This is a genomic window from Methylobacterium currus (assembly GCF_003058325.1).
Classification (GTDB): domain Bacteria; phylum Pseudomonadota; class Alphaproteobacteria; order Rhizobiales; family Beijerinckiaceae; genus Methylobacterium; species Methylobacterium currus.
On sequence record NZ_CP028843.1, the window covers coordinates 3,332,508 to 3,355,578 of the forward strand.

General features: G+C 70.1%; 20 protein-coding genes. 10 read left to right on the forward strand and 10 right to left on the reverse strand.

The window, feature by feature from the left end; translation table 11 throughout:
* The first annotated feature begins 234 nt into the window (after nucleotides 1-234).
* The 4 genes from grxD (at nucleotide 235) to DA075_RS15630 (ending at nucleotide 2,866) form a co-directional block, all read left to right on the forward strand.
* Entirely contained in the window at nucleotides 235-573 is a 339-nt protein-coding gene (grxD, locus tag DA075_RS15615; protein WP_099954012.1) for a Grx4 family monothiol glutaredoxin, read from the forward strand.
* Nucleotides 574-690: 117 nt separating this feature from the next.
* On the forward strand, nucleotides 691-1,587 hold the full coding sequence (locus DA075_RS15620) for an NAD(P)/FAD-dependent oxidoreductase (protein ID WP_099954013.1): 897 nt from the start codon (nucleotides 691-693) through the stop codon (nucleotides 1,585-1,587).
* A gap of 225 nt (nucleotides 1,588-1,812) precedes the next feature.
* Complete coding sequence (locus DA075_RS15625; protein WP_099954014.1) at nucleotides 1,813-1,995, forward strand: hypothetical protein; 183 nt, start codon at nucleotides 1,813-1,815, stop codon at nucleotides 1,993-1,995.
* Nucleotides 1,996-2,674: 679 nt separating this feature from the next.
* Complete coding sequence (locus tag DA075_RS15630; RefSeq protein WP_099954015.1) at nucleotides 2,675-2,866, forward strand: hypothetical protein; 192 nt, start codon at nucleotides 2,675-2,677, stop codon at nucleotides 2,864-2,866.
* Between the two features lie 9 nt (nucleotides 2,867-2,875).
* On the opposite strand, the gene DA075_RS37485 is transcribed toward DA075_RS15630, so the two are convergent.
* The gene (locus DA075_RS37485; RefSeq protein ID WP_244936140.1) at nucleotides 2,876-3,394 is read right to left on the reverse strand and encodes a hypothetical protein; all 519 of its coding nucleotides are present in this window, start codon (nucleotides 3,392-3,394) and stop codon (nucleotides 2,876-2,878) included.
* Between DA075_RS37485 and DA075_RS15640 the strand changes: the two genes are divergently transcribed.
* The 5 genes from DA075_RS15640 (at nucleotide 3,386) to DA075_RS15660 (ending at nucleotide 12,961) form a co-directional block, all read left to right on the forward strand.
* On the forward strand, nucleotides 3,386-4,921 hold the full coding sequence (locus DA075_RS15640) for a transketolase-like TK C-terminal-containing protein (protein ID WP_244936142.1): 1,536 nt from the start codon (nucleotides 3,386-3,388) through the stop codon (nucleotides 4,919-4,921). The two genes, DA075_RS37485 and DA075_RS15640, sit on opposite strands and share 9 nt — an antisense overlap.
* Nucleotides 4,922-5,031: 110 nt before the next feature.
* The gene (gene aceF, locus DA075_RS15645) at nucleotides 5,032-6,342 is read left to right on the forward strand and encodes a dihydrolipoyllysine-residue acetyltransferase (RefSeq protein ID WP_099954016.1); all 1,311 of its coding nucleotides are present in this window, start codon (nucleotides 5,032-5,034) and stop codon (nucleotides 6,340-6,342) included.
* 29 nt (nucleotides 6,343-6,371) lie between these two features.
* Nucleotides 6,372-8,207, forward strand: coding sequence for a dihydrolipoyl dehydrogenase (lpdA, locus tag DA075_RS15650; RefSeq protein WP_099954017.1), 1,836 nt, complete (start codon nucleotides 6,372-6,374; stop codon nucleotides 8,205-8,207).
* 482 nt (nucleotides 8,208-8,689) lie between these two features.
* Entirely contained in the window at nucleotides 8,690-10,966 is a 2,277-nt protein-coding gene (locus DA075_RS15655; protein ID WP_099954018.1) for an NADP-dependent malic enzyme, read from the forward strand.
* A 210-nt stretch (nucleotides 10,967-11,176) separates the two neighbouring features.
* Nucleotides 11,177-12,961 carry a methyl-accepting chemotaxis protein gene (locus tag DA075_RS15660; RefSeq protein WP_232388138.1) on the forward strand — a complete coding sequence of 595 codons (1,785 nt, stop codon included), beginning with the start codon at nucleotides 11,177-11,179 and terminating at the stop codon, nucleotides 12,959-12,961.
* Nucleotides 12,962-12,991: 30 nt separating this feature from the next.
* Here DA075_RS15660 and paaE read toward each other — a convergent pair whose 3' ends face one another.
* The 6 genes from paaE to DA075_RS15690 all read right to left on the reverse strand — a co-directional run bounded on the left by paaE (nucleotide 12,992) and on the right by DA075_RS15690 (nucleotide 17,866).
* The gene (gene paaE, locus DA075_RS15665; protein WP_099954019.1) at nucleotides 12,992-14,065 is read right to left on the reverse strand and encodes a 1,2-phenylacetyl-CoA epoxidase subunit PaaE; all 1,074 of its coding nucleotides are present in this window, start codon (nucleotides 14,063-14,065) and stop codon (nucleotides 12,992-12,994) included.
* 7 nt (nucleotides 14,066-14,072) lie between these two features.
* Entirely contained in the window at nucleotides 14,073-14,570 is a 498-nt protein-coding gene (gene paaD / locus DA075_RS15670; RefSeq protein WP_099956618.1) for a 1,2-phenylacetyl-CoA epoxidase subunit PaaD, read from the reverse strand.
* Complete coding sequence (gene paaC, locus DA075_RS37490; protein WP_099954020.1) at nucleotides 14,564-15,340, reverse strand: 1,2-phenylacetyl-CoA epoxidase subunit PaaC; 777 nt, start codon at nucleotides 15,338-15,340, stop codon at nucleotides 14,564-14,566. The genes paaD and paaC overlap by 7 nt, the downstream gene beginning before the upstream one ends.
* A 249-nt stretch (nucleotides 15,341-15,589) precedes the next feature.
* A complete protein-coding gene (paaB, locus tag DA075_RS15680) occupies nucleotides 15,590-15,877 on the reverse strand; it encodes a 1,2-phenylacetyl-CoA epoxidase subunit PaaB (RefSeq protein WP_048444267.1) in 288 nt (95 codons plus the stop codon).
* Between the two features lie 11 nt (nucleotides 15,878-15,888).
* A complete protein-coding gene (paaA, locus tag DA075_RS15685; RefSeq protein WP_099954021.1) occupies nucleotides 15,889-16,902 on the reverse strand; it encodes a 1,2-phenylacetyl-CoA epoxidase subunit PaaA in 1,014 nt (337 codons plus the stop codon).
* A 109-nt stretch (nucleotides 16,903-17,011) separates the two neighbouring features.
* Complete coding sequence (locus DA075_RS15690; RefSeq protein WP_099954022.1) at nucleotides 17,012-17,866, reverse strand: PaaX family transcriptional regulator C-terminal domain-containing protein; 855 nt, start codon at nucleotides 17,864-17,866, stop codon at nucleotides 17,012-17,014.
* Nucleotides 17,867-17,994: 128 nt separating this feature from the next.
* Between DA075_RS15690 and paaZ the strand changes: the two genes are divergently transcribed.
* On the forward strand, nucleotides 17,995-20,025 hold the full coding sequence (gene paaZ / locus DA075_RS15695) for a phenylacetic acid degradation bifunctional protein PaaZ (RefSeq protein WP_099954023.1): 2,031 nt from the start codon (nucleotides 17,995-17,997) through the stop codon (nucleotides 20,023-20,025).
* 103 nt (nucleotides 20,026-20,128) lie between these two features.
* On the opposite strand, the gene DA075_RS15700 is transcribed toward paaZ, so the two are convergent.
* The 3 genes from DA075_RS15700 to DA075_RS15710 are packed head-to-tail and all read right to left on the reverse strand — an operon-like array spanning nucleotide 20,129 to nucleotide 22,967.
* Nucleotides 20,129-21,025, reverse strand: a complete 897-nt coding sequence (locus DA075_RS15700; protein WP_099954024.1) for a dihydrodipicolinate synthase family protein — start codon at nucleotides 21,023-21,025, stop codon at nucleotides 20,129-20,131.
* Nucleotides 21,026-21,067: 42 nt separating this feature from the next.
* Complete coding sequence (locus DA075_RS15705; protein ID WP_099954025.1) at nucleotides 21,068-22,060, reverse strand: branched-chain amino acid ABC transporter permease; 993 nt, start codon at nucleotides 22,058-22,060, stop codon at nucleotides 21,068-21,070.
* 1 nt (nucleotide 22,061) lies between these two features.
* Nucleotides 22,062-22,967, reverse strand: a complete 906-nt coding sequence (locus tag DA075_RS15710; RefSeq protein ID WP_099954026.1) for a branched-chain amino acid ABC transporter permease — start codon at nucleotides 22,965-22,967, stop codon at nucleotides 22,062-22,064.
* Nucleotides 22,968-23,071 lie beyond the last annotated feature (104 nt).

Genomic DNA, 23,071 nt, shown 5'->3' on the forward strand with positions numbered 1-23,071 from the left:
GCAGCAGGCGGCCCTCCGCGCCCTCGGGACGCGGGTGACGCGCTGAGATCCTCGCGATCCCCGCGACGGCAAGTCGGCGCGACACGCGATCGATGCGGCAGCGGATCGATCGGGACGGCGCGCAGAGAGTCGCCGCGGCCGAGGGCTTCCCTCCCGATCGGGCGCCCCTGCGCCGCGCTCTTGCAAAACCCGCGCGACCATCACTAGCTACGGCACACACGGAAGGTAGAGCCCATGACCGACGTCAACAGCCGCATCGAGACCGAGATCAAGTCCCAGGACGTGGTCGTGTTCATGAAGGGCACGCCGCAATTCCCGATGTGCGGCTTCTCGGGCCAGGTGGCCCAGATCCTCAACTACCTCGGGGTGCCGTTCAAGGGCGTGAACGTGCTCGAGGACATGGAGATCCGCGAAGGCATCAAGGCCTACTCGCAGTGGCCGACGATCCCGCAGGTCTACGTCAAGGGCGAGTTCGTCGGCGGCTGCGACATCACCCGGGAGATGTTCCAGTCCGGCGAGCTGCAGCAGCTGCTCACCGAGAAGGGCATCGCCACCAACACCGCTGCCGCCTGAGGCGCGCGGCCCGCAATACGGCTGAAGAAGGGCGCGCGAGTGCCCTTTTTTGTTGCACCCGCGAACCCCGCCACGCGCCGGCGCGTCTCCCCTTCATGCGGCGCGGAGTGATGCGACATGCGGGACGTGATCATCGTGGGCGGCGGGCCGGCGGGCCTGTCGGCGGCGCTCATCCTCGGGCGCTGCCGGCGCCGGGTGCTGCTGATCGATGCCGGCCACCCGCGCAACGCGGTGACGCCGAGCATGCATGGCTTCCTCGGCCGCGACGGCCGCGCCCCCGGCTCCTTACGCGACGAGGCGAGGCGGGAACTCGCCGCCTACGACACGGTCGAGATCTGGGACGGGCGCGTCATCGACGCGGTGCGGGCGCCGGACGGCTTCCGGGTGGTGATGGACGACCAGCGCCGGGCCGATGCCCGTCGGATGATCCTCGCCACCGGCCTGCGCACCGACCTGCCCGCCATCGAGGGCTTCTCGGAGTATTGGGGCCACGGCGTCCATCACTGCCCCTATTGCGACGGCTACGAGAACCGCGGCCGGCCGCTCGCGGTCTACGGCCCGGGCGAGACCGGCAAGGGTCTGGCCCTCGAACTCACCGCCTGGAGCCGCGACCTGACCTTGTGCACCGACGGGCCGTGCGGCCTCGAAGACCCGGAGCGCGACCGCCTCGCCCGCAACGGCATCCAGATCGAGGAGCGTGCGGTCGCTCGGCTCGAGGGCGAGGACGGACGGCTCTCGCGGGTCCGCCTGCGCGACGGCACGGCGCTGGACTGCGCCGCCCTGTTCTTCACCACCGGACCCTGCATCCCCTCCCCGCTCGTCGAGCGGCTCGGCTGCGACCTGTCGCGCAAGGGCACGGTACCGACCGGCGACTACGAGGAGACGAACGTACCAGGCCTCTACGTGGCGGGCGATGCGTCGCGGCGGGTCCAGCTCGCCATCGTGGCCGCCGCCGAGGGGGCGATGGCGGCCTTCGCCCTCAACACCGAGCTCCTGCGCGAGGATACGGGCTGATTCGCCCGCCGATTCGCCGGCCGTGCGGGGACCAGCATAGAACAGGACAGGAATCCGCCGATTCGCGACGTCTCGCTCCTGGGCAAATAACAAGGCAGCATCAAGCGCTTGGCGGGCCGGGCGGGATTCCCGGCGAACCCGGCCGAGCGGACAATCGTCCTGTCAAGACTTTATCCCCTGGTGAAGGTTTGTTAGCCTTTATTCAACGGTCACGGGAGGGCACCCATGATAGCGTTGGCGCAGGCATGGCGGGCCGGGCTCACCCGGCGCACGCAACGCGCAGCCTCGGCCCGCGAGGCCACTCTGCGGATGGTCGAGGCGGAGCCGCCCGAGCACCACGAACTCACCGTGCGGGAACTCATCCGCATGGCCCAGTCGGCCCGTGCCGCGACCGAATCGCGGGGCTGACGCCCGATACGGATTCCGGCCGGCGGCAGGCTGGCGAGCCGCCCGGACAGACTCCAGAGATCACAGCATAGCGCATGATCTCGTCTTCCGGCGGATTCCAGCACTATCTCCAGCACTATCTGAAGACATCAATGCCAAATAACGACCGCGGGATTTTTCTCTCAGCTGGCAGAGAAAGGTCCTGCGTCTTTCCTCTTCTCAAACGGCCTTGCCCGCATCGATGGAACCGATCGGGCGGGATCGCGGTTGGGTGGCGAGACGACGCTGTGGCGACGCTCGTTCCGCTCACCACCACAGAAATCCGCGCGCGATCGAGGTTGCATCGGCCGCGGGCAGGGGCGCGATCGCCTGCGGTTTCGCCCTTATCGCCCTACTGATGAGCCGGTATTCGCGATCGGCCGGGTCGTCGCGTCTCGCCGATTCGCTGCAATGCACACAAGACCATCTTGCGCTGCATGAGCCCCGACGTGCGTTGGCGCACGGCGACCGTGCGGGCGCGCGCTTAGAACCTCAGGCACTGTCGCAGGAGTCGGCCACCGTCTTTCGGCGGTAGGCCGAAACTTTTTCTTGCACGGTGCCGCGCGGTACGGAACTGTACAAGTTCTTCACCGTTACTGGTTCTCAAGCGTGAGTATGCGTACCCCCCACCAGCCACGGGCCGCGCGCCCGGGGGACAATCATGCCCGATTTCGAGTCACGGAACCTCGACGACGCCGAGAGCCTCGCTCGCCTCGCCGAGCTTCTTCATCCCACCAAGGCCGCGCGGACCGAGGCCAAGGCCCGCGGTCGCCGGCGCGCGGCGGCCGGCTTCCTGCCGGCGCAGGGCCCCGCCCCCACCGGGCAGACGGTCCCGGACCTGCAGGACGCCTGAGCGCGGCGCCTACCAGGCCTGCGGGGTGATCACCCCTTTGCTGGTGACCACGACCCAGGTCCTGCCGCGGCGCTCGATCGCCTCGACCCGACCGGCCCCCGGCAGCGTATCGCCCGGGCCGACTTCGACGAGGCGGCGGTTGCGGTTCTCGATCATCGCCATCCCGTCATAGACGTCGCGCAGCACCCAACCCTCGATGGTGCCTGGCTTGGCCGCCGGCGGCTTGTCGGGAAGGCTGCCGGTCAAGGCAGGCTCCGCCGCGACATGCTTCGGGGCCGCCACGGGCGCCGCGGCGGCAACCGGCGCCGGGGCGGGAGCGAGCGGAGCGGCCGCGACCGGTGTCGCGCCCTGGCGCTTGTCCAGCTTATCGACCAGCGCGGCGAGGCGGGCCGACTGCTCGCGGTCGGCATGGTCCTGCCGTTCGGCCAGGGTGGTCAGGCGCTCGGCCAGGGACGCGACCTTGCCGGCGAGGTCGCCGTCCTGGCGCTGCAACCGCTCCAGGCGTTCGGCGATCTGGCCGTGAAGCACAAGGGCCAGCCGACCCTCATCCTTGCCAAGACCGTCAAGGGCTACGGCATGGGCGAGGCCGGTGAGGCGCAGAACATCACCCATCAGCAGAAGAAGATGGGCGAGGCGGTCCTCAAGCAGTTCCGCGACCGCTTCGGGATCGACCTCTCCGACGACCAGATCGCCGAGATCCCGTTCATCCGCTTCCCCGAGGGGTCGCCGGAGCACGACTACCTCATGGCCCGGCGCAAGGCCCTCGGCGGCCCGCTGCCGGCGCGGCGCCAGCGCTCCGAGAGCCTCCAGATCCCGCCGCTCGACGCCTTCTCGGCCCAGCTGAAGGAAACCGCGGGCCGCGAGATCTCCACCACCATGGCGTTCGTGCGGGTGCTCAACACGCTCCTGCGCGACAAGAACATCGGCAACCGCATCGTGCCGATCGTGCCCGACGAGAGCCGGACCTTCGGCATGGAGGGCATGTTCCGGCAATTCGGCATCTTCAGCCAGGTCGGCCAGCTCTACCGGCCCGAAGACGCCAACCAGCTGATGTATTACCGCGAGGACGAGAAGGGCCAGATGCTCCAGGAGGGCATCAACGAGGCCGGGGCGATGTCGTCCTGGATCGCGGCCGCGACCTCGTACTCGCATTCCGATGCGCCGACGATCCCGTTCTACATCTACTACTCGATGTTCGGGTTCCAGCGCATCGGCGACCTGGCCTGGGCCGCCGGCGACATGCGCGCCCGCGGCTTCATGATCGGCGGCACCGCCGGCCGCACCACCCTCAACGGCGAGGGCCTGCAGCACGAGGACGGCCACAGCCACCTGATCTCGGCCACGATCCCGAACTGCGTCTCCTACGACCCGACCTTCTCCTACGAGGTGGCGGTGATCGTCCAGGACGGCCTGCGCCGGATGTATGCCGAGCAGGAGGACGTGTTCTACTACCTCACGGTGATGAACGAGAACTACGAGCATCCCGGCATGCCCGAAGGGGCGGCGCCCGGGATCCTCAAGGGGATGTACCTGTTCCGCGAGGGCAAGGCCGGTGCGAAGAACCGCGTCCAGCTGATGGGCTCGGGCACGATCCTGCGCGAGGTCATCGCCGGAGCCGAACTGTTGGAGCAGGATTTCGGCGTTGCCGCCGACATCTGGTCCTGCCCGAGCTTCACCGAACTGCGCCGCGAAGCGATGGCGGTGGAGCGGTGGAACATGCTCCACCCGACCGAGACGCAGAAGACGTCCTATGTCGAGACCTGCCTGACCGGCCGCCAGGGCCCGGTGATCGCGGCGACCGACTACATGCGGCTCTTCGCCGACCAGATCCGCCCCTACGTGCCGGGGCGCTACAAGGTCCTCGGCACCGACGGCTTCGGCCGCTCGGACTACCGGGTGCGCCTGCGCGAGTTCTTCGAGGTCAACCGCTACTGGGTCGCCGTCGCGGCGCTCAAGAGCCTGGCCGAGGAAGGCGCCGTGCCGGCCGCCAAGGTCGCCGAGGCGATCGCCAAGTACGGGCTGAACCCGGAGAAGCCGGCCCCCTGGACGGTCTGACGCCCCTCGCGCCGCGAGGCCCCTCTCCCGCAGGGCGGGAGGGGACGGCCTCGCGCGCCCATCATTCCATCTGCGTGAAGTCGTAAGCAAAGAATTCGGGAGAGTGCGCAGTGTCGATCGAGGTCAAGATCCCCGATATCGGTGATTTCAAGGACATCCCGATCATCGAGATCCTGGTGAAGGAAGGCGACACGATCGGGGCCGAGGACCCGATCGTGTCGCTCGAATCCGACAAGGCGACGATGGAGGTGCCCTCCCCGTCGGCCGGCGTGGTCGAGAAGATCCTGGTCAAGGTCGGCGACACGGTGAGCGAGGGCAGCGCGGTCCTGCTGCTGAAGGGCGAGAGCGAGGAGAAGGCGCCCGCCGCCGCCGCGGCCGCGACGCCCGCCGCCGGCGCGGCCCCCGCCGCCGACACCGCCGCCCTGATGCCGAAGCAGGAGCCGGACCCGGCCAAGCCCGCCGCCCCGCCGGTGCCGGCCGCCCCGGCCTCCTCCGCGCCGGACTTCTCGAACGTCCATGCCAGCCCCGCCGTGCGGCGCCTCGCCCGCGAGCTCGGCGTCGACCTGACCGGGATCAAGGGCACCGGCGAGAAGGGCCGGATCACCAAGGAGGACGTGAAGGGCTCGCTGGTGCGCTCCGCCGCCCCCGCGGCCTCGGCCGGCGCCGTCGCGCCGACCGGCGGCATGGGCATCCCGGAGATCCCGGCGGTCGACTTCTCGAAGTTCGGCCCGACCGAGGTCAGGCCGCTGCCCCGGATCAAGAAGATCTCCGGCCCGCACCTGCACCGCGCCTGGCTCAACGTTCCGCTCGTCACCCATTCGGACGAGTCGGACATCACCGACACCGACGCCTACCGCAAGGAGCTCGACACCGCCGGCAAGGACAAGGGCTACCGCGTTACCCTGCTGTCGTTCCTGATCAAGGCCTCGGTCTCGGCCCTGCGCCAGTTCCCGGAGTTCAACGCGTCGCTGAACCCCGAGAAGGACGCGCTGATCCTGAAGAAATATTACAACATCGGCGTCGCCGTCGACACGCCGGACGGCCTCGTCGTCCCGGTGGTCAAGGATGCCGACCGCAAGGGCATCGTCGAGATCAGCCAGGAGCTGGGCTCGCTGTCGAAGAAGGCCCGTGACGGCAAGCTCGGCAGCGGCGACATGCAGGGCGCCACCTTCACGATCTCGTCGCTGGGCGGCATCGGCGGCACCGGCTTCACGCCCCTCGTCAACGCCCCCGAGGTCGCGATCCTGGGCGTCGTCCGCTCCAAGATGGCGCCGGTCTGGAACGGCAGCGAGTTCAAGCCGCGGCTGATGCTGCCGCTCTCGGTCTCCTACGACCACCGCGTGATCGACGGCGCGCTCGCGGCGCGCTTCACCCGCCACCTCGCCCACGTCCTCGAGGACGTCCGGCGCCTCGTCGTCTGACGCCGAGACCAGAGTAACGAGGTGATCCGATGAGCAACGAAGTCCGTCTGCCGGACATCGGCGACTTCAAGAACGTTCCGGTGATCGAGGTGCTGGTCAAGGCCGGCGACACGATCGCGGTCGACGAGACCATCGTCGTCCTGGAATCCGACAAGGCGACCATGGACGTGCCCTCCTCCGTGGCCGGCAAGGTCGTGGAGGTGAAGGTCAAGCCCGGCGACACGGTCACGGAAGGCGACCTGCTCCTGGTGCTGGAGGGTGCGGCGGCGACCGGCGCCGCAAAGCCCGAGGTCGCCGAGAAGGCGGCCCCGGCGCAAGGCTCCGCGGCCGGCGGCTCGCCGCTCGCAGCGGGTGCGGGCCAGGCCGGCTACGGCTCGCCGGCCATCGCCGGCGGGTCGGGGGCCTCGCCCGCCCCGGCCCCGAAGGGCGCGGCTCCGGTCTCCGGCGAGGCGATGCGGGCCGAGGTGCTGGTGCTCGGCGCCGGCCCCGGCGGCTACACGGCGGCGTTCCGCGCTGCCGATCTCGGCAAGAAGGTGATCCTGGTCGAGCGCTGGGCGAGCCTCGGCGGGGTGTGCCTCAATGTCGGCTGCATCCCCTCGAAGGCGCTGCTCCACGCCGCCAAGGTGATCGACGAGAGCCAGGCGATGGCCTCGCACGGCATCAGCTTCGCCGCGCCGCAAATCGACATCGACCAGCTCCGCAACTGGAAGGAGGGCGTGGTCAAGCGCCTGACCGGCGGCCTCGGGGGGCTGGCCAAGCAGCGCAAGGTGACGGTGGTGACGGGCACCGCCCGCTTCGTCAGCCCGCACCAGATCGAGGTCGAGCACGAGGGCAAGACGACGGTCGTCGGCTTCGACAACGCGATCATCGCGGCCGGCTCCGAGCCGATCAAGATGCCGTTCATCCCGCATGACGACAAGCGGGTGATCGACTCGACCGGTGCCCTCGAACTCGACGGGGTGCCGAAGCGCCTCCTCGTCATCGGCGGCGGCATCATCGGCCTCGAGATGGCGACGGTCTACCACGCCCTCGGGTCGAAGGTGACCATCGTCGAGCTGATGGACCAGATCATCCCCGGTGCCGACAAGGACATCGTCACGCCGCTCTTCAAGCGGATCTCGAAGCAGTACGAGGCGATCCACCTCAAGGCCAAGGTCACGGCGGTCGAGGCGACCCCCGAGGGCCTCAAGGTGACGTTCGAGGGCGGCTCGGCGCCGGCGACCGACACCTTCGACAAGATCCTGGTCTCGGTCGGCCGCCGCCCCAACGGCAAGCTGATCAACGCCGAGGCCGCCGGCGTCGCGGTGGACGAGCGGGGCTTCATCCCGGTCGACAAGCAGATGCGCACGACCGCGCCGCACATCTTCGCCATCGGCGACGTGGTCGGCCAGCCGATGCTCGCCCACAAGGCGGTGCACGAGGGCAAGGTCGCGGCGGAAGCGGCTGCGGGCAAGAACTCGTTCTTCGACGCCAAGGTGATCCCGTCGGTGGCCTACACCGATCCGGAGGTGGCCTGGGTCGGCCTCTCGGAGAATGAGGCCAAGGCCAAGGGCATCAAGGTCGGCAAGGGCGTCTTCCCGTGGGCGGCGAGCGGGCGCTCGCTGTCGCTCGGGCGCGACGAGGGCCTGACCAAGGTGCTGTTCGACGAGGACTCGAACCGCATCGTCGGCTGCGGCATCGTCGGCCCGTCCGCCGGCGACCTGATCGCCGAAGCGGCGCTCGCCATCGAGATGGGGGCGGATGCCGAGGATATCGGGCTCACCATCCACCCGCATCCGACCCTGTCGGAGACGGTCGGCATGGCGGCGGAAGCCTTCGAGGGCACGATCACCGACCTCTACATGCCGAAGAAGAAGGCGCATTGAGGCGGCAACTTTGGTGTGGGGCGGCTACATTCCCGCCGCCCTACACTGTCTTTAACGAATAGAGCGCGGGACCCCCTCTCCCGAGTGGGAGAGGGGTAAGGGTGAGGGTGGCACGCTTCAGTTTTGATCACGAAGCGTCGTGCTGACAGCGGGACGACCGAGATTTGTCCGGCACCGTCGCCACCCTCACCCCCGACTCCTCTCCCCCTCGGGAGAGGGGAGATTCCGCGCTTCATCTTGCCAGCGATCTTGAGACACAAGCATCAGAGCCCGCGCACCGGGTGATCGGTTTGAGACGCCGCGTCCCGGCATTGACCTTTCACGCTTGAAAACACGCCAAACCTGCCGCCAACCGGCGGGATCGCGACCCAAACCTTGAGCGTTCCCTTCCCGATCGGTGCCCGCGAAGGCGCCGGTCGGGAGACGACCTTGCGCGCCTTAGCGCACCCGCCATCCCGCAACCACATCAGGAGGACACGCCCGTGGACGAGCAACTCGAGAAGGCCGCCCTCGACTACCACCGCTTTCCGACGCCCGGCAAAATCGCCGTGCTGCCGACCAAGGACATGAGCACGCAGCGCGACCTCGCGCTCGCCTACTCGCCGGGCGTCGCCGCCGCCTGCCTCGCCATCGAGAAGGACCCGGCCCAGGCCGCCGAGCTCACCTCCCGCGGCAACCTCGTGGCGGTGATCTCGAACGGCACGGCGGTGCTGGGCCTCGGCAATATCGGCGCGCTCGCCGGCAAGCCGGTGATGGAGGGCAAGGGCTGCCTGTTCCGCAAGTTCGCCGGCATCGACGTGTTCGACATCGAGATCGACGAGACCGATCCGGACAAGCTCGTCGACATCATCGCGAGCCTGGAGCCGACCTTCGGGGGCATCAACCTCGAGGACATCAAGGCGCCGGAATGCTTCGAGATCGAGACCCGCCTGCGCGAGCGGATGAAGATCCCGGTCTTCCATGACGACCAGCACGGCACCGCGATCATCGCCGCCGCCGCGATCCTCAACGGCCTGGAAGTGGTCGGCAAGCGCATCGGCGAGGTCCGCGTCGTCTGCTCGGGCGCCGGCGCGGCGGCCATCGCCTGCCTCAACCTGCTGGTGAGCCTCGGCCTCGACAAGAAGAACGTCCTCGTCACCGACAGCCGCGGCGTGATCTACCAGGGCCGCAACAACCTCGATGCCCAGAAGGCGCAATACGCGCAGGTCACCGAGGCGCGCACGCTGGCCGACGCGGTGCCGGGCGCCGACATCTTCCTCGGCCTCTCGGCTGCCGGCGCGCTGACGCCCGAGATGGTCAAGGGCATGGCCGACAAGCCCCTGATCCTGGCGCTGGCCAACCCCGAGCCGGAGATCCGGCCGGAGGCGGCGAAGGCCGTGCGCCCCGACGCGATCATCGCCACCGGCCGTTCGGACTATCCGAACCAGGTCAACAACGTCCTGTGCTTCCCGTTCATCTTCCGGGGTGCCCTCGATGTCGGCGCGACCACGATCAACGAGGAGATGAAGCTCGCCGCGGTGCGGGCCATCGCCGAGCTGGCCCGGGCCGAGCAATCGGACGTGGTGACGGCGGCCTACGGCACGCAGGACATCGCCTTCGGGCCCGACTACCTGATCCCGCGCCCGTTCGATCCGCGGCTCATCACCAAGGTCGCCCCGGCCGTGGCGCTCGCCGCCACCGAGAGCGGCGTCGCGACGAAGCCGATGCTCGACGTCGAGGCCTATCGCCGCTCGCTGGAGAGCCGCGTCTACACCTCCGGCACGGTGATGCAGCCGGTCTTCGCCGCGGCGAGCGAGGCGGCCCGCGCCCGCGTCGCCTATGCGGAGGGCGAGGACGACCGGGTGCTGCGTGCCGCCCAGGTGGTGGTCGACGAGGGCCTGGCCCGGCCGGTGCTGGTCGGCCGCCGCGAGGTGATCGCCGACAAGATGAAGGCGCTCGGGCTTCGCATCGAGGTCGGCCGCGACGTCGACGTGCAGGATCTCGACGACGAGGCGTTCCAGGCGCAGGCCGCTGAAGGATATTACGCGGCGCGCAAGCGCCACGGCCTGTCGCGCGAGGTGGCCTTGGCGGAAGCGCGGCGCAACCCGACGCTCGTCGGCGCGATGCTGCTGACGCTCGGCCAGGTCGACGGCCTGCTCTGCGGCGGCACCGGTTCCTATCACAGCCACCTGCGCCACGTGCGCGAGGTGATCGGCATGGCGCCGGGGGTGAAGGCGCTCACGGCCATGAGCCTGTTGCAGCTGCCGCGCCACACCCTGTTCATCTGCGACCCCTACATCCACCTCGATCCGGGCGCGGAGGAGCTGGCCGACATGACGCTCTTGGCCGCGGCCGAGATGCGCCGCTTCGGCCAGATTCCGCGGGTCGCCCTGGTCTCGCATTCGAGCTTCGGCACCGCCCGCAATCCCTCGGCCGAGAAGATGCGCGCGGCGCTCTCGCTCATCACCGAGCGGGCGCCGGACCTCGAGGTCGAGGGCGAGATGCAGGCCGACGCGGCCCTGAGCAGGCCGCTGATGGAGCGGGTGTTTCCGGACTCGCGCCTCACCGCGGAGGCGAACCTCCTGGTGATGCCGAACCTCGACGCGGCCAACATCACCCTCAACGCGCTCAAGGTCGTGGCCGGCCAGGGCATCAGCGTCGGGCCGATCCTGCTCGGCGCGGCAGCCCCGGTCCACATCCTCACCCACACCACCACCGTGCGCGGCATCGTCAACATGACGGCCGTGACCGCGGTGGCGGCGTCGGCGAAGGCGGGCTGACCCGGTCACCGGCCGCCGGGCGATCCGGCGGCCGGCCCCCAGGGCACGGGCCCGTCGAGGCAAGAGTGTAGAACACGTCATGCGCCCTAGAGTTCCTGGAAAATATTCTTTTCTATAATTTTTCTCGTAGGGCATGACCTAGTGTTCATCACGGTCTGCGAGGTCAAATCCGGTCGTCGATCAAGAAATCTTAACGGTCACGGGCGAAGCATGACGCTCTACCTCCAGGGGAGCATCATGAGCCTTGCCCGCAAATTCGTTGGTCTGTGTGCCGTCAGCCTGGCGTCGAGCGCGTTGCTGGCTGGGGCGGTCATGCTGTACCGGCATTCGGACGGGCAGGTGAAGGCCGCCAACGAGAACCGCCTCGCCTCGATGCTGCTCGCCGACGAGCTCCGGCAGGTTTCCGACGACCTGACCCGGCTCAGCCGGACCTCCATCGCCACCGGCAAGCCCACCTACAAGCAGCAATACAAGGACATCATCGACATCCGCGCCGGCCGGAAGCCGCGCCCGGTCGATTACCACCGCATCTACTGGGACTACGTCGCCGCCGGCGAGGCCAAGCCGCGCCCGGACGGCGAGACCGTGTCGGTGGATACGCTGATGGAGCGCATCGGCGTCACGGCGGCGGAGAAGGACAAGCTGGCCGAGTCGGTCCGCAACTCCAACGACCTCGTCAAGGTGGCCAACGCGGCGATGACGCTCGCCGAGAGCGGCGAGCCGGGCTCCCGGGACGAGGCGATCCGGCTCGTCCACAGCGACGAGTACCACGCCGCCAAGGCGCGGATCATGAGGCCGATCGACGACTTCTACGTCATGCTGGATGCGCGGACGAAGCAGGCGGTGGCCGACGGCCAGGGGCGGGCGGCGCTCGCCTTCGCGGTCGTCCTCGGGATGCTCGCCGTCACGCTCGCCTCGATGGTCGCCCTGGCCTGGTTCGCCTACGAGGCCCTGGTCCGCGGCTACGCATCGGTCGGCGGCGCGATGGGCCGGATCGCCGCCGGCGACTACGCCGCCGAGGTGCCCGGGACCGCGCGGCGCGACGAGGTCGGCGATATGGCCCGGAGCCTGGAATCCTTCAAGACCAACCTCGCCGCCGACCTGGAGGCCCGCCATGCCCGGGAGAGCGAGGAGCGCCGGGTCGCCCGCCGGGCGCAGACGGCGGCCCTGGCCGACGCGTTCGAGGAGGCGGTGGGCGGCATCGCCCGCACCGTGGCCGCCTCGGCGACCGAGCTGCAGGCGACGGCGCAGGGGATGTCGCATCTCGCCGGGGGCACGGCCGAGCGCTCCGCCACCGTGACCCAGGCGGCGCAGGACGCCTCGGCCAACGTCGCCACGGTGGCGGCGGCGGCCGAGGAGCTGAGCGCCTCCGTGGGCGAGATCGCCCGCCAGGTCTCGGATTCCGCCGTCCTCGCCCAGGCCAGCGTGACGGAGGCCGCGAAGACCGCCGAGCTGGTGCAGACCCTGAGCCAGGCGGCAACCCGGGTCGGGGACGTGGTGGCGATGATCAACGGCATCGCCGGCCAGACCAACCTACTGGCGCTCAACGCCACGATCGAGGCGGCCCGGGCCGGCGAGGCCGGCCGCGGCTTCGCGGTCGTCGCCGCCGAGGTGAAGCAGCTCGCCAACCAGACCGCCAAGGCCACCGAGGAGATCGCGAGCCAGATCGGCGGCATCCAGGGCGCGACGCGCCAGGCCGTCGACGCGATCGGCGGGATCGCGTCGCGGATCGGGGACCTCAGCGGCATCTCGACGGCGATCGCCGCCGCCGTCGAGGAGCAGGGGGTTGCGACCCGGGAGATCGTCCGCACCATCAGCCAGGCCGCGACCGGCACCGGCGCGGTCACGGTGACGATCAACGGCGTGGCCGAGGCGGCGGGACAGGCCGGCCAAGCGGCCGGACGGGTGCTGAACGTCGCCTCGTCGGTCTCGCAGGAGGCGGAGCATCTCAGCACGGAGGTCACGCGGTTCCTGACCCGGATCCGCGCGGCCTGAGACGGGTCCCGGGGGCGGCCCGCCGCCCCCCTACACCTGGTCGAAATCCACCGTCACCCGCCCGGAGGTCGGCCGGGCCTGGCAGGTGAGGACGAAGCCGGCCTCGACCTCCCAGGGCTCCAGCGAGTAGTTCACCTCCATGGCGACGCTGCCCTCCACCACCTTGGCGCGGCAGGTGCAGCACATGCCGCCCCGGCAGGAATAGGGCAGGTCGAGGCCGGCGCGGATCGCGGCGTCGAGCACCGCCTCGCCCTCGGCGACCGGCACCTCGGTGGCGATGCCGTCGGTGATCACCGTGGCGAGCGCCGCCGGCGCCGCCGCGGCGGAGACCGGACGGGCGGAGCGGGCCCGTCCCGGCTCGGCCGGCGTGAAGCGCTCGACATGGACGCGCTCGCGCGGCAGGCCGAGCCCGAGCAGCGCGTTTTCCACCGCGTCGATCATCTCGCCCGGGCCGCACACGAAGGCGTGGTCGACGATGGCAGCCGGCACGATGGTGCGCAGGAACAGCGCCGCTTTCTCGCCGTCGAGGCGGCCGTTGAGGACCGAGAGATCCTGCGTCTCGCGCGAGAGGACGTGGAAGACCGACAGCCGGTCGAGGAAGCGGTCCTTCAGAGTCTCCAGCGCCTCGCGGAACAGGATCGAGCCGGTGGCGCGGTTGCCGTAGAACAGGAAGAAGCGGCTCTTCGGCTCGGCGGAGAGCACGGTGCGGATGATCGACAGGATCGGGGTGATGCCCGACCCCGCCGCGAAGCCCACGAAGGTGCGGCCCTCGTCGGGTCTGATCTCGACCCCGAAGCGGCCCATCGGCGGCATCACCTCGATCTCGTCGCCGGGCGCGATCGCCTCGTTGGCGAAACCGGAGAACAACCCGCCCTCGACGCGCTTGATGGCGACGCGCAGCTCCGGCTCGCCGACGCCGGAGCAGATCGAGTAGGAGCGGCGCACCTCCTCGCCGTCCACGATCGCCTTGAGCGTCAGATACTGGCCGCAGGTGAAGCCGAAGGCCTCGCGCGCCTCCTCCGGCACCGCGAAGGCGATCGAGACGGCGTCCGGGGTCTCGCGGCGGAGGTCGGCGACGCGCAGGCGATGGAAGCGAGGGGTCATCGGCGCCTCAGATGCACTTGAAGTAATCGAACGGCTCGCGGCAGGCCGTGCAGCGCCACAGCGACTTGCAGGCGGTGGAGCCGAATTCCGAGACTTTTTCCGTCGCGGCCGAGCCGCAATGCGGGCAGGCCACCCGCTCCTCGCCGAACAGCGCCCGGCGCGACGCCTTGCCCGCCGGCGGGGCGATGCCGTAGGCGGCGAGCTTGGCCTTGCCGGCCTCCGTCATCCAGTCGGTGGTCCAGGCCGGCGACAGGACCAGGCGCACCCGGGCATCCGGGATGCCGGCCTGCGCCAAAGCCGTCTGCACCTCGATCCCGATCACGTCCATCGCCGGGCAGCCGGAATAGGTCGGCGTGATCGCGACCTCGACCCGGCCGCCTTCGACCGTCACGTCGCGCAGGACGCCGAGATCCGCGATGGTGAGGACGGGGATCTCGGGGTCGCAGACCGTCGCGGCGGCCTCATGCGCGCGCCGGGCCAGATCCGCCTCGGCGGGGGTCACCAGGTCGCCCCGGGATGGGCCCGCTGCAAATATTGCAGGTCGGAGAGGATGAAGCCGAGATGCTCGCTGTGGCGCCCGGCCCGGCCGCCGCTCTGCATCCAGCCGCCGGTGGGGCGGGTCAGCGTCGCCTCGCTCAGGATGTGGTCGAGGGTGGCGTCGAACTCCGTCCGCAGCGCCCGCGGGTCGGGCAGCGTGCCGGCCTCGATCAACGCCGCCTCGGCGGCATCGACCTCGAACAATTCGCCCGTATAGGGCCATAGCTCGTCGAGAGCGGCGCGGGCGCGGGCGTGGCTCTCGTCGGTGCCGTCGCCGAGCCGGATCAGCCACTCGCCGGAATGGCGCAGGTGGTAGGCGGTCTCCTTCTCGGCCTTGGCCGCGATGGCGGCGAGCGCCGCGTCGCGGGAGGCCGTGAGCGCGCGATGGTACGGGTCGATGAAGGCCGAGAACAGAACCTGGCGCATGATGGTGGCGGCGAAGTCGCCGTTCGGCTGCTCGACCAGCAGGCAGTTGCGGTACTGCCCGACCTCGCGGCGATAGGCGAAGTCGTCCTCCGACAGCCCCTCCCCCGCGACCTCGGCGGCGTAGGCGTAGAAGGAGCGGGCCTGGCCGACGCAGTCGAGGGCGATGTTGGCGAGCGCGATGTCCTCCTCGAGCATCGGCGCGTGGCCGCACCACTCGGAGAGCCGGTGCCCGAGGATCAGCGCGTCGTCGGCGCGTCGCAGGATTCCGGCGAGGAGCGGGGTCTCGGTGAGGCTGAGGGAGGTGGTGGGCATGGGGGCCTCGGCTTGACGATCACACCGATGACGGATGAGGCACGGGCATTCTCCTCTCCCGTGCGGGAGAGGGGTCGGGGGATCGGAGATCCCGCGTGAGGGTGCTACGGTTCCATGTAAAGCTCGGACTGTGTCGCTGGCAGCCGAACGTTCAGCGCCTAATCCTGCACCGTCTCCACCCTCACCCCTACCCCTCTCCCACACGGGAGAGGGGATCCCGCGCTACACTTGGCGCGGGCGGGCGAAGCCTCACATATGCCCGACCTCGTCCGGCACCTCGTAGAAGGTCGGGTGGCGGTAGATCTTCGAGGCGGTGGGCTCGAACATCACGTCCTTGTCGGCCGGGTCCGAGGCGACGATCGCGGCGGACGGCACGACCCAGAGCGACAGCCCCTCGCCGCGCCTCGTATAGACGTCCCGGGCGGCCTGGAGCGCCATCGCGGCGTCGGCCGCGTGGAGCGAGCCGACATGCTTGTGCGCCAGGCCGTTGCGGGAGCGGATGAACACCTCCCAGAGCGGGATCTTCTGCTCAGGCATCGTCCTCTCCCTCACGCCGCCTGCGGCACGGCATCGGCTTGCGCCGCCCGGCGGGCGCGCTTCGCGGCATGCGCCATCGCCGCCTCGCGCACCCAGGCACCGGCGGCGTGGGCATCGCGGCGCTGCTTCATCCGCTGGCGGTTGCAGGGGCCGTTGCCGGCCAGAACCTGCTTGAACTCCTCCCAGTCGATCGCACCGTAGCGCCAGTGGCCGGCCGCCTCGTCGTAGGCGAGGTCCGGATCCGGGAAGGTCAGGCCGAGATACTGGCCCTGCGGCACCGTCGCGTCGACGAATTTCTGGCGCAGCTCGTCGTTCGAGAAGCGCTTGATCTTCCACTTGGTCGAAAGGTCGGAATGCTGGCTCTCGGCGTCGGGAGGGCCGAACATCATCAGGCAGGGCCACCACCAGCGGTTCAGGGCGTCCTGCGCCATCGCCTTCTGCTCGGGCGTGCCGCGGCAGAGGGTCAGCATGATCTCGTAGCCCTGGCGCTGGTGGAAGCTCTCCTCCTTGCAGACGCGGATCATCGCGCGGGCATAGGGGCCATAGGAGCAGCGGCAGAGCGGGATCTGGTTCATGATCGCCGCGCCGTCGACCAGCCAGCCGATCGCCCCGATATCGGCCCAGGTCAGGGTCGGGTAGTTGAAGATCGAGGAATATTTCGCGCGGCCGGCGAGGAGCTGGTCGAACATCTCCTCGCGGCTGGTGCCGAGGGTCTCGGCCGCCGAATAGAGGTAGAGCCCGTGGCCGGCCTCGTCCTGCACCTTGGCCAGCAAGGCGGCCTTGCGCTTGAGCGTGGGGGCCCGGGTGATCCAGTTGCCCTCGGGCAGCATGCCGACGATCTCGGAATGGGCGTGCTGCGAGATCTGCCGGGTCAGCGTGCGGCGGTAGGCCTCGGGCATCCAGTCGTTCGGCTCGATCCGCTCCTCGGCGTCGATCCGCGCCTGGAACCGGGCCGCGGCTTGCGCGTCCTCGGGGCCGCCGAGCGGGGCCGTGTTGTCCTTGGCGTTCAGGGCCTGCGTGTACATGGCCGCGCCTCCCTCCATGTTCTGGATCTCAATATGTCACGAAATTTTTGGTTTGCAAGATTTTTCGTAACACGTTGCGGTGCAGCACCGCCGCGGGAGGGCGGCGCGGTCAGGCGGCGAACCGCGTCGCGAAGTCCGGTCCCGGCGGCGGGAGCGGCCCGGAATCGGTGGTGGCGTTCGCGTCGAGCCATGCTTCCGCCGCCGGTGCGACGGCGCGGTAGATCGTGGCGCAGAGATCCCGCGCCGCGGCGCCCGGCCAGTCCTCCGGCAGCAGGTCGGCCGGCAGCAGCGGGTCCTTGAGGACGGCGCGGCGATATTCGTGGATCAGGAGGATGCGCAGCACCAACGCGTCGAGCCCGGACGGCGGATGCGCCGCCACGGCCGCTCCTGCCGCCGCGAAGGTGGCGTCGAACCGGACATAGCGCTCGGCCACCTCCGCCACCGGCCAGGCCCGGGCGGCGAGGCGCCGGGCGGTGACGGCGTCGTCGGGCCGGGCGGCAAGGCGCAGCATCCCCTCCCCGGCCCCCGCCGCGGGCATCGCCGCGATCATCAGGTCGGGCCCGAGGCTGCCATAGCCGGCACCCGCGAGTTCGGCCCTCAGGTCGCCCGCACCGTCGAGGACCAGGAGGTCGAAGGTGCCGGACCAGGCCGGGGCCGGCGGGCCGTAGATCCGGGCGGTCGCCCGCGCGAAGGCGGCGGCGCCGGAATCGGTCAGGCGGTAGAAGCTGTTGCGGCCGAGCTTCCAGCGCTCGAACCAATTGTCGGCGACGAGCCGCGACAGGGCGGTGCGCACCACCCCGTCGCCGATGCGGAAGGCCCGGGTGATCGCCAGCAGCGATTCCAGCGACAGCACCCCGCCCCGGGGTACCACCGCGTCGCCGAAGAGTGTGACCACCAAGGAGCCGGCGCGGATCGGCGTGCGGGCGTGGAAATGGTCGATGAGCGGCGCGAGGAGGTCGGGCATTCCAGTCCTTCGCCGGGTCCTGCGGCAAGAGCAGGTCCCGTTAGCGGCACAGGCCCGGCCCTGTCGAGCCACGCTTGACCAACCGGCCGGTCGGTCAATAATGGGCGCACAAGAACGGGAGGGACGCCATGCGGCTGGAGAGCTACGTCCAGGGACGCTGGATCGCGCCGGGGGGAGACTGGACCGGCATCCACAGCGCCGTCACCGGTGCGGTGGTGGCAGAGGTCGCGGGCGGCGGGATCGCGATGGGCGAGGTGCTGGACCATGCGCGCCGGGTCGGCGGCCCGGCCCTGCGGCGCCTCACCTTCCACCAGCGCGCCGAGATGCTGAAGCGCCTGGCGACCTACCTCAACGAGCGCCGGGACGGGCTCTACGCCCTCTCCCACCAGACCGGCGCGACCCGAGCCGACAACCTGATCGACATCGACGGCGGCATCGGGACCCTGTTCGTCTACGCCTCGAAGGGGCGGCGCGAATTGCCGAACACCACGTTCCTGATCGACGGCGCGGTGGAGCCGCTGTCGCGGGGCGGCAGCTTCGTCGGGCGCCACGTGATGACGTCGCGGACCGGCTGCGCCGTGCACATCAACGCGTTCAACTTCCCATGCTGGGGCCTCTTGGAAAAGCTCGCGCCCGCGATCCTCGCCGGCGTGCCGGTGGTGACGAAGCCCGCCACGATCACGGCCTACCTCGCCCACGCCCTGGTGCGGCTGATCGCCGAATCCGGCATCCTGCCCGAGGGCGCGCTGCAATGCGTGGTCGGGCCGACCGGCGACCTGTTCGATCATCTCACCGGCCAGGACGTGGTGTCGTTCACCGGCTCGGCCGAGACGGCGCAGACGCTCCAGCGCCATCCGGTGATCGCCCGCGAGGCGGTGCATTTCATCGCCGAGCGCGACTCGCTCAACGCCGCGATCTTGGGCCCGGATGCCCGCCCGGGCACGCCGGAATTCGACCTCTACATCCGCGAGGTCGCGAAGGAGATGACCGTCAAGGCCGGGCAGAAATGCACGGCGATCCGCCGGGCGCTGGCGCCGCGGGCCCACATCCCGGCGGTGATCGAGGCCTTGCAGCAGCGCCTGGCTGCGGTGCGGATCGGCGATCCCGCCCGCGAGGGCGTGCGGATGGGGCCGGTGGTGGGCCTCGCGCAGCGCCGCGACGTGCTGGCCCGGGTCGAGGCGTTGCGGGCGGAGGCCGAGCTGATCTTCGGCGATCCGGCGCGCGTCACCGTCGAGGGGGCGGATCCGGAGACCGGCGCCTTCCTGCCGCCGCTGCTGCTCCACTGCGCCGATCCCATCCGGGCCCGGCAGGTTCACGAGCTCGAGGCCTTCGGCCCGGTCTGCACCGTGATGGGCTATGACGGGCTGGAGGAGGCGGCGCTGCTTGCCAATCGCGGCGAAGGGAGCCTCGTCGCCTCGCTCTACACCCACGACCCGGCGGCGGCGGCGGACCTGGTCTTCGGGGTCGGGGCCTATCACGGCCGCCTCGTCGTCATCGACCGCGACTGCGCCAAGGAGCAGACCGGCCACGGCTCGCCGATGCCGCACATGATGCATGGCGGCCCCGGCCGGGCCGGCGGCGGCGAGGAGCTCGGCGGCGTGCGCGCCTTGCACCACTACATGCAGCGCACGGCCCTCCAGGGCTCGCCCGCGATGCTGAGCCGGATCACGGGCAACTGGATCAAGGGCGCGCCGGAGACGGTCCTGCCGGAGCATCCGTTCCGCTGCCATTTCGAGGACCTGGAGATCGGCCGCAGCTTCCACTCGGCCGAGCGGGTGATCACGCTGGACGACATCGAGCACTTCGCCCACTTCACCGGCGACACCTTCTACGCCCATATGAGCGAGGAGGCGACGAAGGGCCACCCGTTCTTCCCCGGCCGGGTGGCGCACGGCTACCTGCTCCTGTCCTTCGCCGCCGGCCTGTTCGTCGATCCGGATCCGGGCCCCGTGCTGGCCAATTACGGCCTGGATTCCCTGCGCTTCCTCAAGCCGATCCAGCCCGGCGAGGCGATCCGGGTGCGGCTCACCGCCAAGGAGAAGTCCCCGCGCAACGCGCAGTACGGCGAGGTGCGCTGGGACGTGGAGATCCAGACCGCGGCGGGCGAGACGGCGGCGACCTACGAGCTGCTGACGATGAACGCGATGCGGGGGGCGTGACGGACGCCTCGCGCCCGGCCCCTCCCCCCACTGCGGGGGAGGGTGGCGAGCGCAGCGGGACGAAGTCCCGCCGAGAGGAGCAGACCGTCGGCGAAGGTCGGCGTTACGCCGCGAGCTTCAGGGCGGGGCGGCGCTCCAGGGCCCTGCGCACGATCGTCTCGACCTCGGCCCGGCGCTGGCCGACGAGGGGCTTGCGCGGCGCCCGGACATGCTCGGTCGAGCCGAGGGCGTAGGCCTCCGCGAGCTTGATGTTCTGGACGAGGAAGGTGGAGACGTCGAGGTCGAGGAGCGGGCGGAACCAGCGATAGATCTCGAGGGCCTCGGCGGTCCGCCCGGCCTTCATCAGCCGGTAGATCGCCACGGTCTCCTCCGGGAAGGCGCAGACGAGACCCGCGACCCAGCCGACGGCGCCGACGCTCAGCGCCTCGAAGGCGAGGTTGTCGACGCCGGTCAGCACCGCGAAGCGGTCGCCGAAATGGTTGATGATCTCGGTGGTGCGGCGGATGTCGTCGGAGGATTCCTTGATGGCGACGAAGCGCGCGTCGCCGGCCAGCCGCTCCATGATCCGGGGCGTCACGTCGACCCGGTAGGCGATGCGGTTCGAATAGATCATCACCGGCAGGTCGCCCGCCGCCGCGACGGCACGCAGGGTTGCGACGGTCTCGTCCTCGTCGGTGTGGTAGATCGGGCTCGGCACCACCATCAGGCCGGCGGCGCCGGCCTTGGCGGCCCTGGCCGCGAGCGTGCAGGCCTCGCGGGTGCCGGCCTCCGAGACGGTGAGCAGCACCGGATGGGGCCCGGCGACCGACAGGGCGGTCCTGAGCACGTCGAGGCGCTCGTCCTGCGACAGCATCGGGCCCTCGCCCAGCGAGCCGCAGACGATGAGCCCGTCGCAGCCGGCCTCCATCTGGAGGGCGAAGCAGCGCTCCATCTCGGCGTGGTCGAGGGCGCCGTCGGCGGTGAACTTGGTGGTGACGGCGGGGAGGACGCCTGTCCACATGGGTCGGTCTCCTGAGGTTGTCGTGACGGTGGATCGAAGGGGTCAGGCCGCCTCGGCGACCGGGGGATGCTCCGGCTCGGGCAGGGGCTTCGCCGCCCGGGCGGCGCGGCGCTGGCGCCAGTGCAGCCCCTCGCCGACGACGCCGCGGCGGAAGAACGAGACGCACAGGATGAAGATCAGGCCGATCACCACCGTGACGAGGTCGCCGATGGTAGCGAGATAGTTCTGCAGGCCCACCACCAGGGCGGCGCCGACGAGCGGCCCGAACAGGGTGCCGACGCCGCCGAGCAAGGTCATCAGCACGACCTCGGTCGAGGTGTGCAGCGAGACGTCGTTGAGCGAGACGAGGCCGAAGACCAGGGCCTTGAGGGCGCCCGCATAGCCGGCGAGCGCCGCCGAGAGCACGAAGGCGAGGAGCTGGAAGCGGGCGGCGTCGTAGCCGAGCGACACCGCCCTCGCCTCGTTGTCGCGCACCGCCTGGAGGATCTGGCCGAAGGGCGAGTGCACCACCCGGTCGATGAACAGGAAGCCGGCGGCGAATAGCGCGAGCGCGACGTAGTACATCGCGGTGTCGCTGGAGAGGTCGACGAGGCCCAGAAGCGTGCCGCGCGGGATGCCCTGGAGGCCGTCCTCGCCGCCGGTCCAGCCGACCTGCACCGCCAGGAAGTAGACGATCTGCGACAGCGCCAGCGTGATCATCGCGAAGTAGATGCCGCGCCGGCGGATCGCGAGGCCCCCGATGGCGACGCCGACGAGGCCTGCGGCCGCGACGCCCGCCGCGAAGGCCGCCGGCACCCCGAGCGGGTGGGCGCCGAACCGGATCATCAGCGCGCCGGTCACGTAGCCGGCAGTGCCCAGGAAGGCGGCGTGGGCGAAGGAGACGAGGCCGGTGAAGCCGAGCAGCAGGTTGAACGCGCAGGCGAAGAGCCCGTAGGCCATCACCTTCATGACGAAGATCGGGTAGATCAGCCCCGGCACCAGCGGCACCAGGACGAGCAGCGCGACGAGGACGGAAAACAGGGTCCTGGTGCTCATCTCACGCCTCCCGCCCGAACAGGCCGGCCGGGCGCATGAGCAGCGCCAGGGCCATGATGACGAAGACCACCACCGTCGAGGCCTCCGGGTAGACCACCTTGGTCAGGCCCTCGATCAGGCCGAGGCCGAGGCCGGTCAGCATCGCCCCGAGGATCGAGCCGAGGCCGCCGATCACCACCACGGCGAACACGATGTTGAGCAGGCTCCCGCCCATCAGCGGAGTGATCTGCATGATGGGGGCGGCCAGCACCCCGGCGATGCCGGCGAGCGCCACCCCGAAGCCGTAGGTCAGGGTGATCAGCACCGGCACGTTGATGCCGAAGGCCTGGAGCAGCCGCGGGTTCTCGGTGCCGGCGCGCAGATAGGCGCCGAGCTTGGTGCGCTCGAACAGGTACCAGGTGGAAAGGCAGATCAGCAGCGAGGCCGCGACCACGAACACCCGGTATTTCGGCAGCAGCATGAAGCCGACATCGACCGGGCCCTGAAGGATCTCCGGCGGCTCGTAGCCCTGGCCGGAGACACCGAAAAAGTACCGGAAGCCCCCCTCCATCACCAAAGCCACGCCGAAGGTGAGGAGCAGGCCGTAGAGGTGGTCGAGGTGGTAGAGCCGGCGCAGCAGGGTGCGCTCGATCGCCATGCCGAACACCGCGACGAGGGCCGGGGCGAGCACCAGGGCGAGCCAGAAATTCACCTGGAGGTCGGGCTGCCCGAGCCAGGGGCCGACCTGCGTCAGCCCGATCCAGGCCAGGAACGCCGCCATCATGAACTGCGCCCCGTGGGTGAAGTTGATGATGTTGAGGAGTCCGAAGATGATCGCCAGCCCCATGCTCAGCATGGCGTAGAAGCAGCCGCCGATGAGCCCGATGGTGAGCTGGGCCATGAAGGCCTGGAGGGTGATGTCCGACATGGGGGGACCGGGGGAGACTTGAGCGGGACGGTTCAGTTCATCCCCCCGCTCTGCGGGGGAGGGTGGCGAGCGGAGGGAGCCGGGAGAGGGGACGCCGCTTCTGG

What these genes read in the sequence shown, in the direction of transcription:
- grxD (WP_099954012.1), top strand. Translation starts at nt 235, where the DNA reads ATGACCGACGTCAACAGCCGCATCGAGACCGAGATCAAGTCCCAGGAC.
- DA075_RS15620 (WP_099954013.1), top strand. Translation starts at nt 691, where the DNA reads ATGCGGGACGTGATCATCGTGGGCGGCGGGCCGGCGGGCCTGTCGGCG.
- DA075_RS15625 (WP_099954014.1), top strand. Translation starts at nt 1,813, where the DNA reads ATGATAGCGTTGGCGCAGGCATGGCGGGCCGGGCTCACCCGGCGCACG.
- DA075_RS15630 (WP_099954015.1), top strand. Translation starts at nt 2,675, where the DNA reads ATGCCCGATTTCGAGTCACGGAACCTCGACGACGCCGAGAGCCTCGCT.
- lpdA (WP_099954017.1), top strand. Translation starts at nt 6,372, where the DNA reads ATGAGCAACGAAGTCCGTCTGCCGGACATCGGCGACTTCAAGAACGTT.
- DA075_RS15660 (WP_232388138.1), top strand. Translation starts at nt 11,177, where the DNA reads ATGACGCTCTACCTCCAGGGGAGCATCATGAGCCTTGCCCGCAAATTC.
- paaE (WP_099954019.1), bottom strand. Translation starts at nt 14,065, where the DNA reads ATGACCCCTCGCTTCCATCGCCTGCGCGTCGCCGACCTCCGCCGCGAG.
- paaC (WP_099954020.1), bottom strand. Translation starts at nt 15,340, where the DNA reads ATGCCCACCACCTCCCTCAGCCTCACCGAGACCCCGCTCCTCGCCGGA.
- paaB (WP_048444267.1), bottom strand. Translation starts at nt 15,877, where the DNA reads ATGCCTGAGCAGAAGATCCCGCTCTGGGAGGTGTTCATCCGCTCCCGC.
- paaA (WP_099954021.1), bottom strand. Translation starts at nt 16,902, where the DNA reads ATGTACACGCAGGCCCTGAACGCCAAGGACAACACGGCCCCGCTCGGC.
- DA075_RS15690 (WP_099954022.1), bottom strand. Translation starts at nt 17,866, where the DNA reads ATGCCCGACCTCCTCGCGCCGCTCATCGACCATTTCCACGCCCGCACG.
- paaZ (WP_099954023.1), top strand. Translation starts at nt 17,995, where the DNA reads ATGCGGCTGGAGAGCTACGTCCAGGGACGCTGGATCGCGCCGGGGGGA.
- DA075_RS15700 (WP_099954024.1), bottom strand. Translation starts at nt 21,025, where the DNA reads ATGTGGACAGGCGTCCTCCCCGCCGTCACCACCAAGTTCACCGCCGAC.
- DA075_RS15705 (WP_099954025.1), bottom strand. Translation starts at nt 22,060, where the DNA reads ATGAGCACCAGGACCCTGTTTTCCGTCCTCGTCGCGCTGCTCGTCCTG.
- DA075_RS15710 (WP_099954026.1), bottom strand. Translation starts at nt 22,967, where the DNA reads ATGTCGGACATCACCCTCCAGGCCTTCATGGCCCAGCTCACCATCGGG.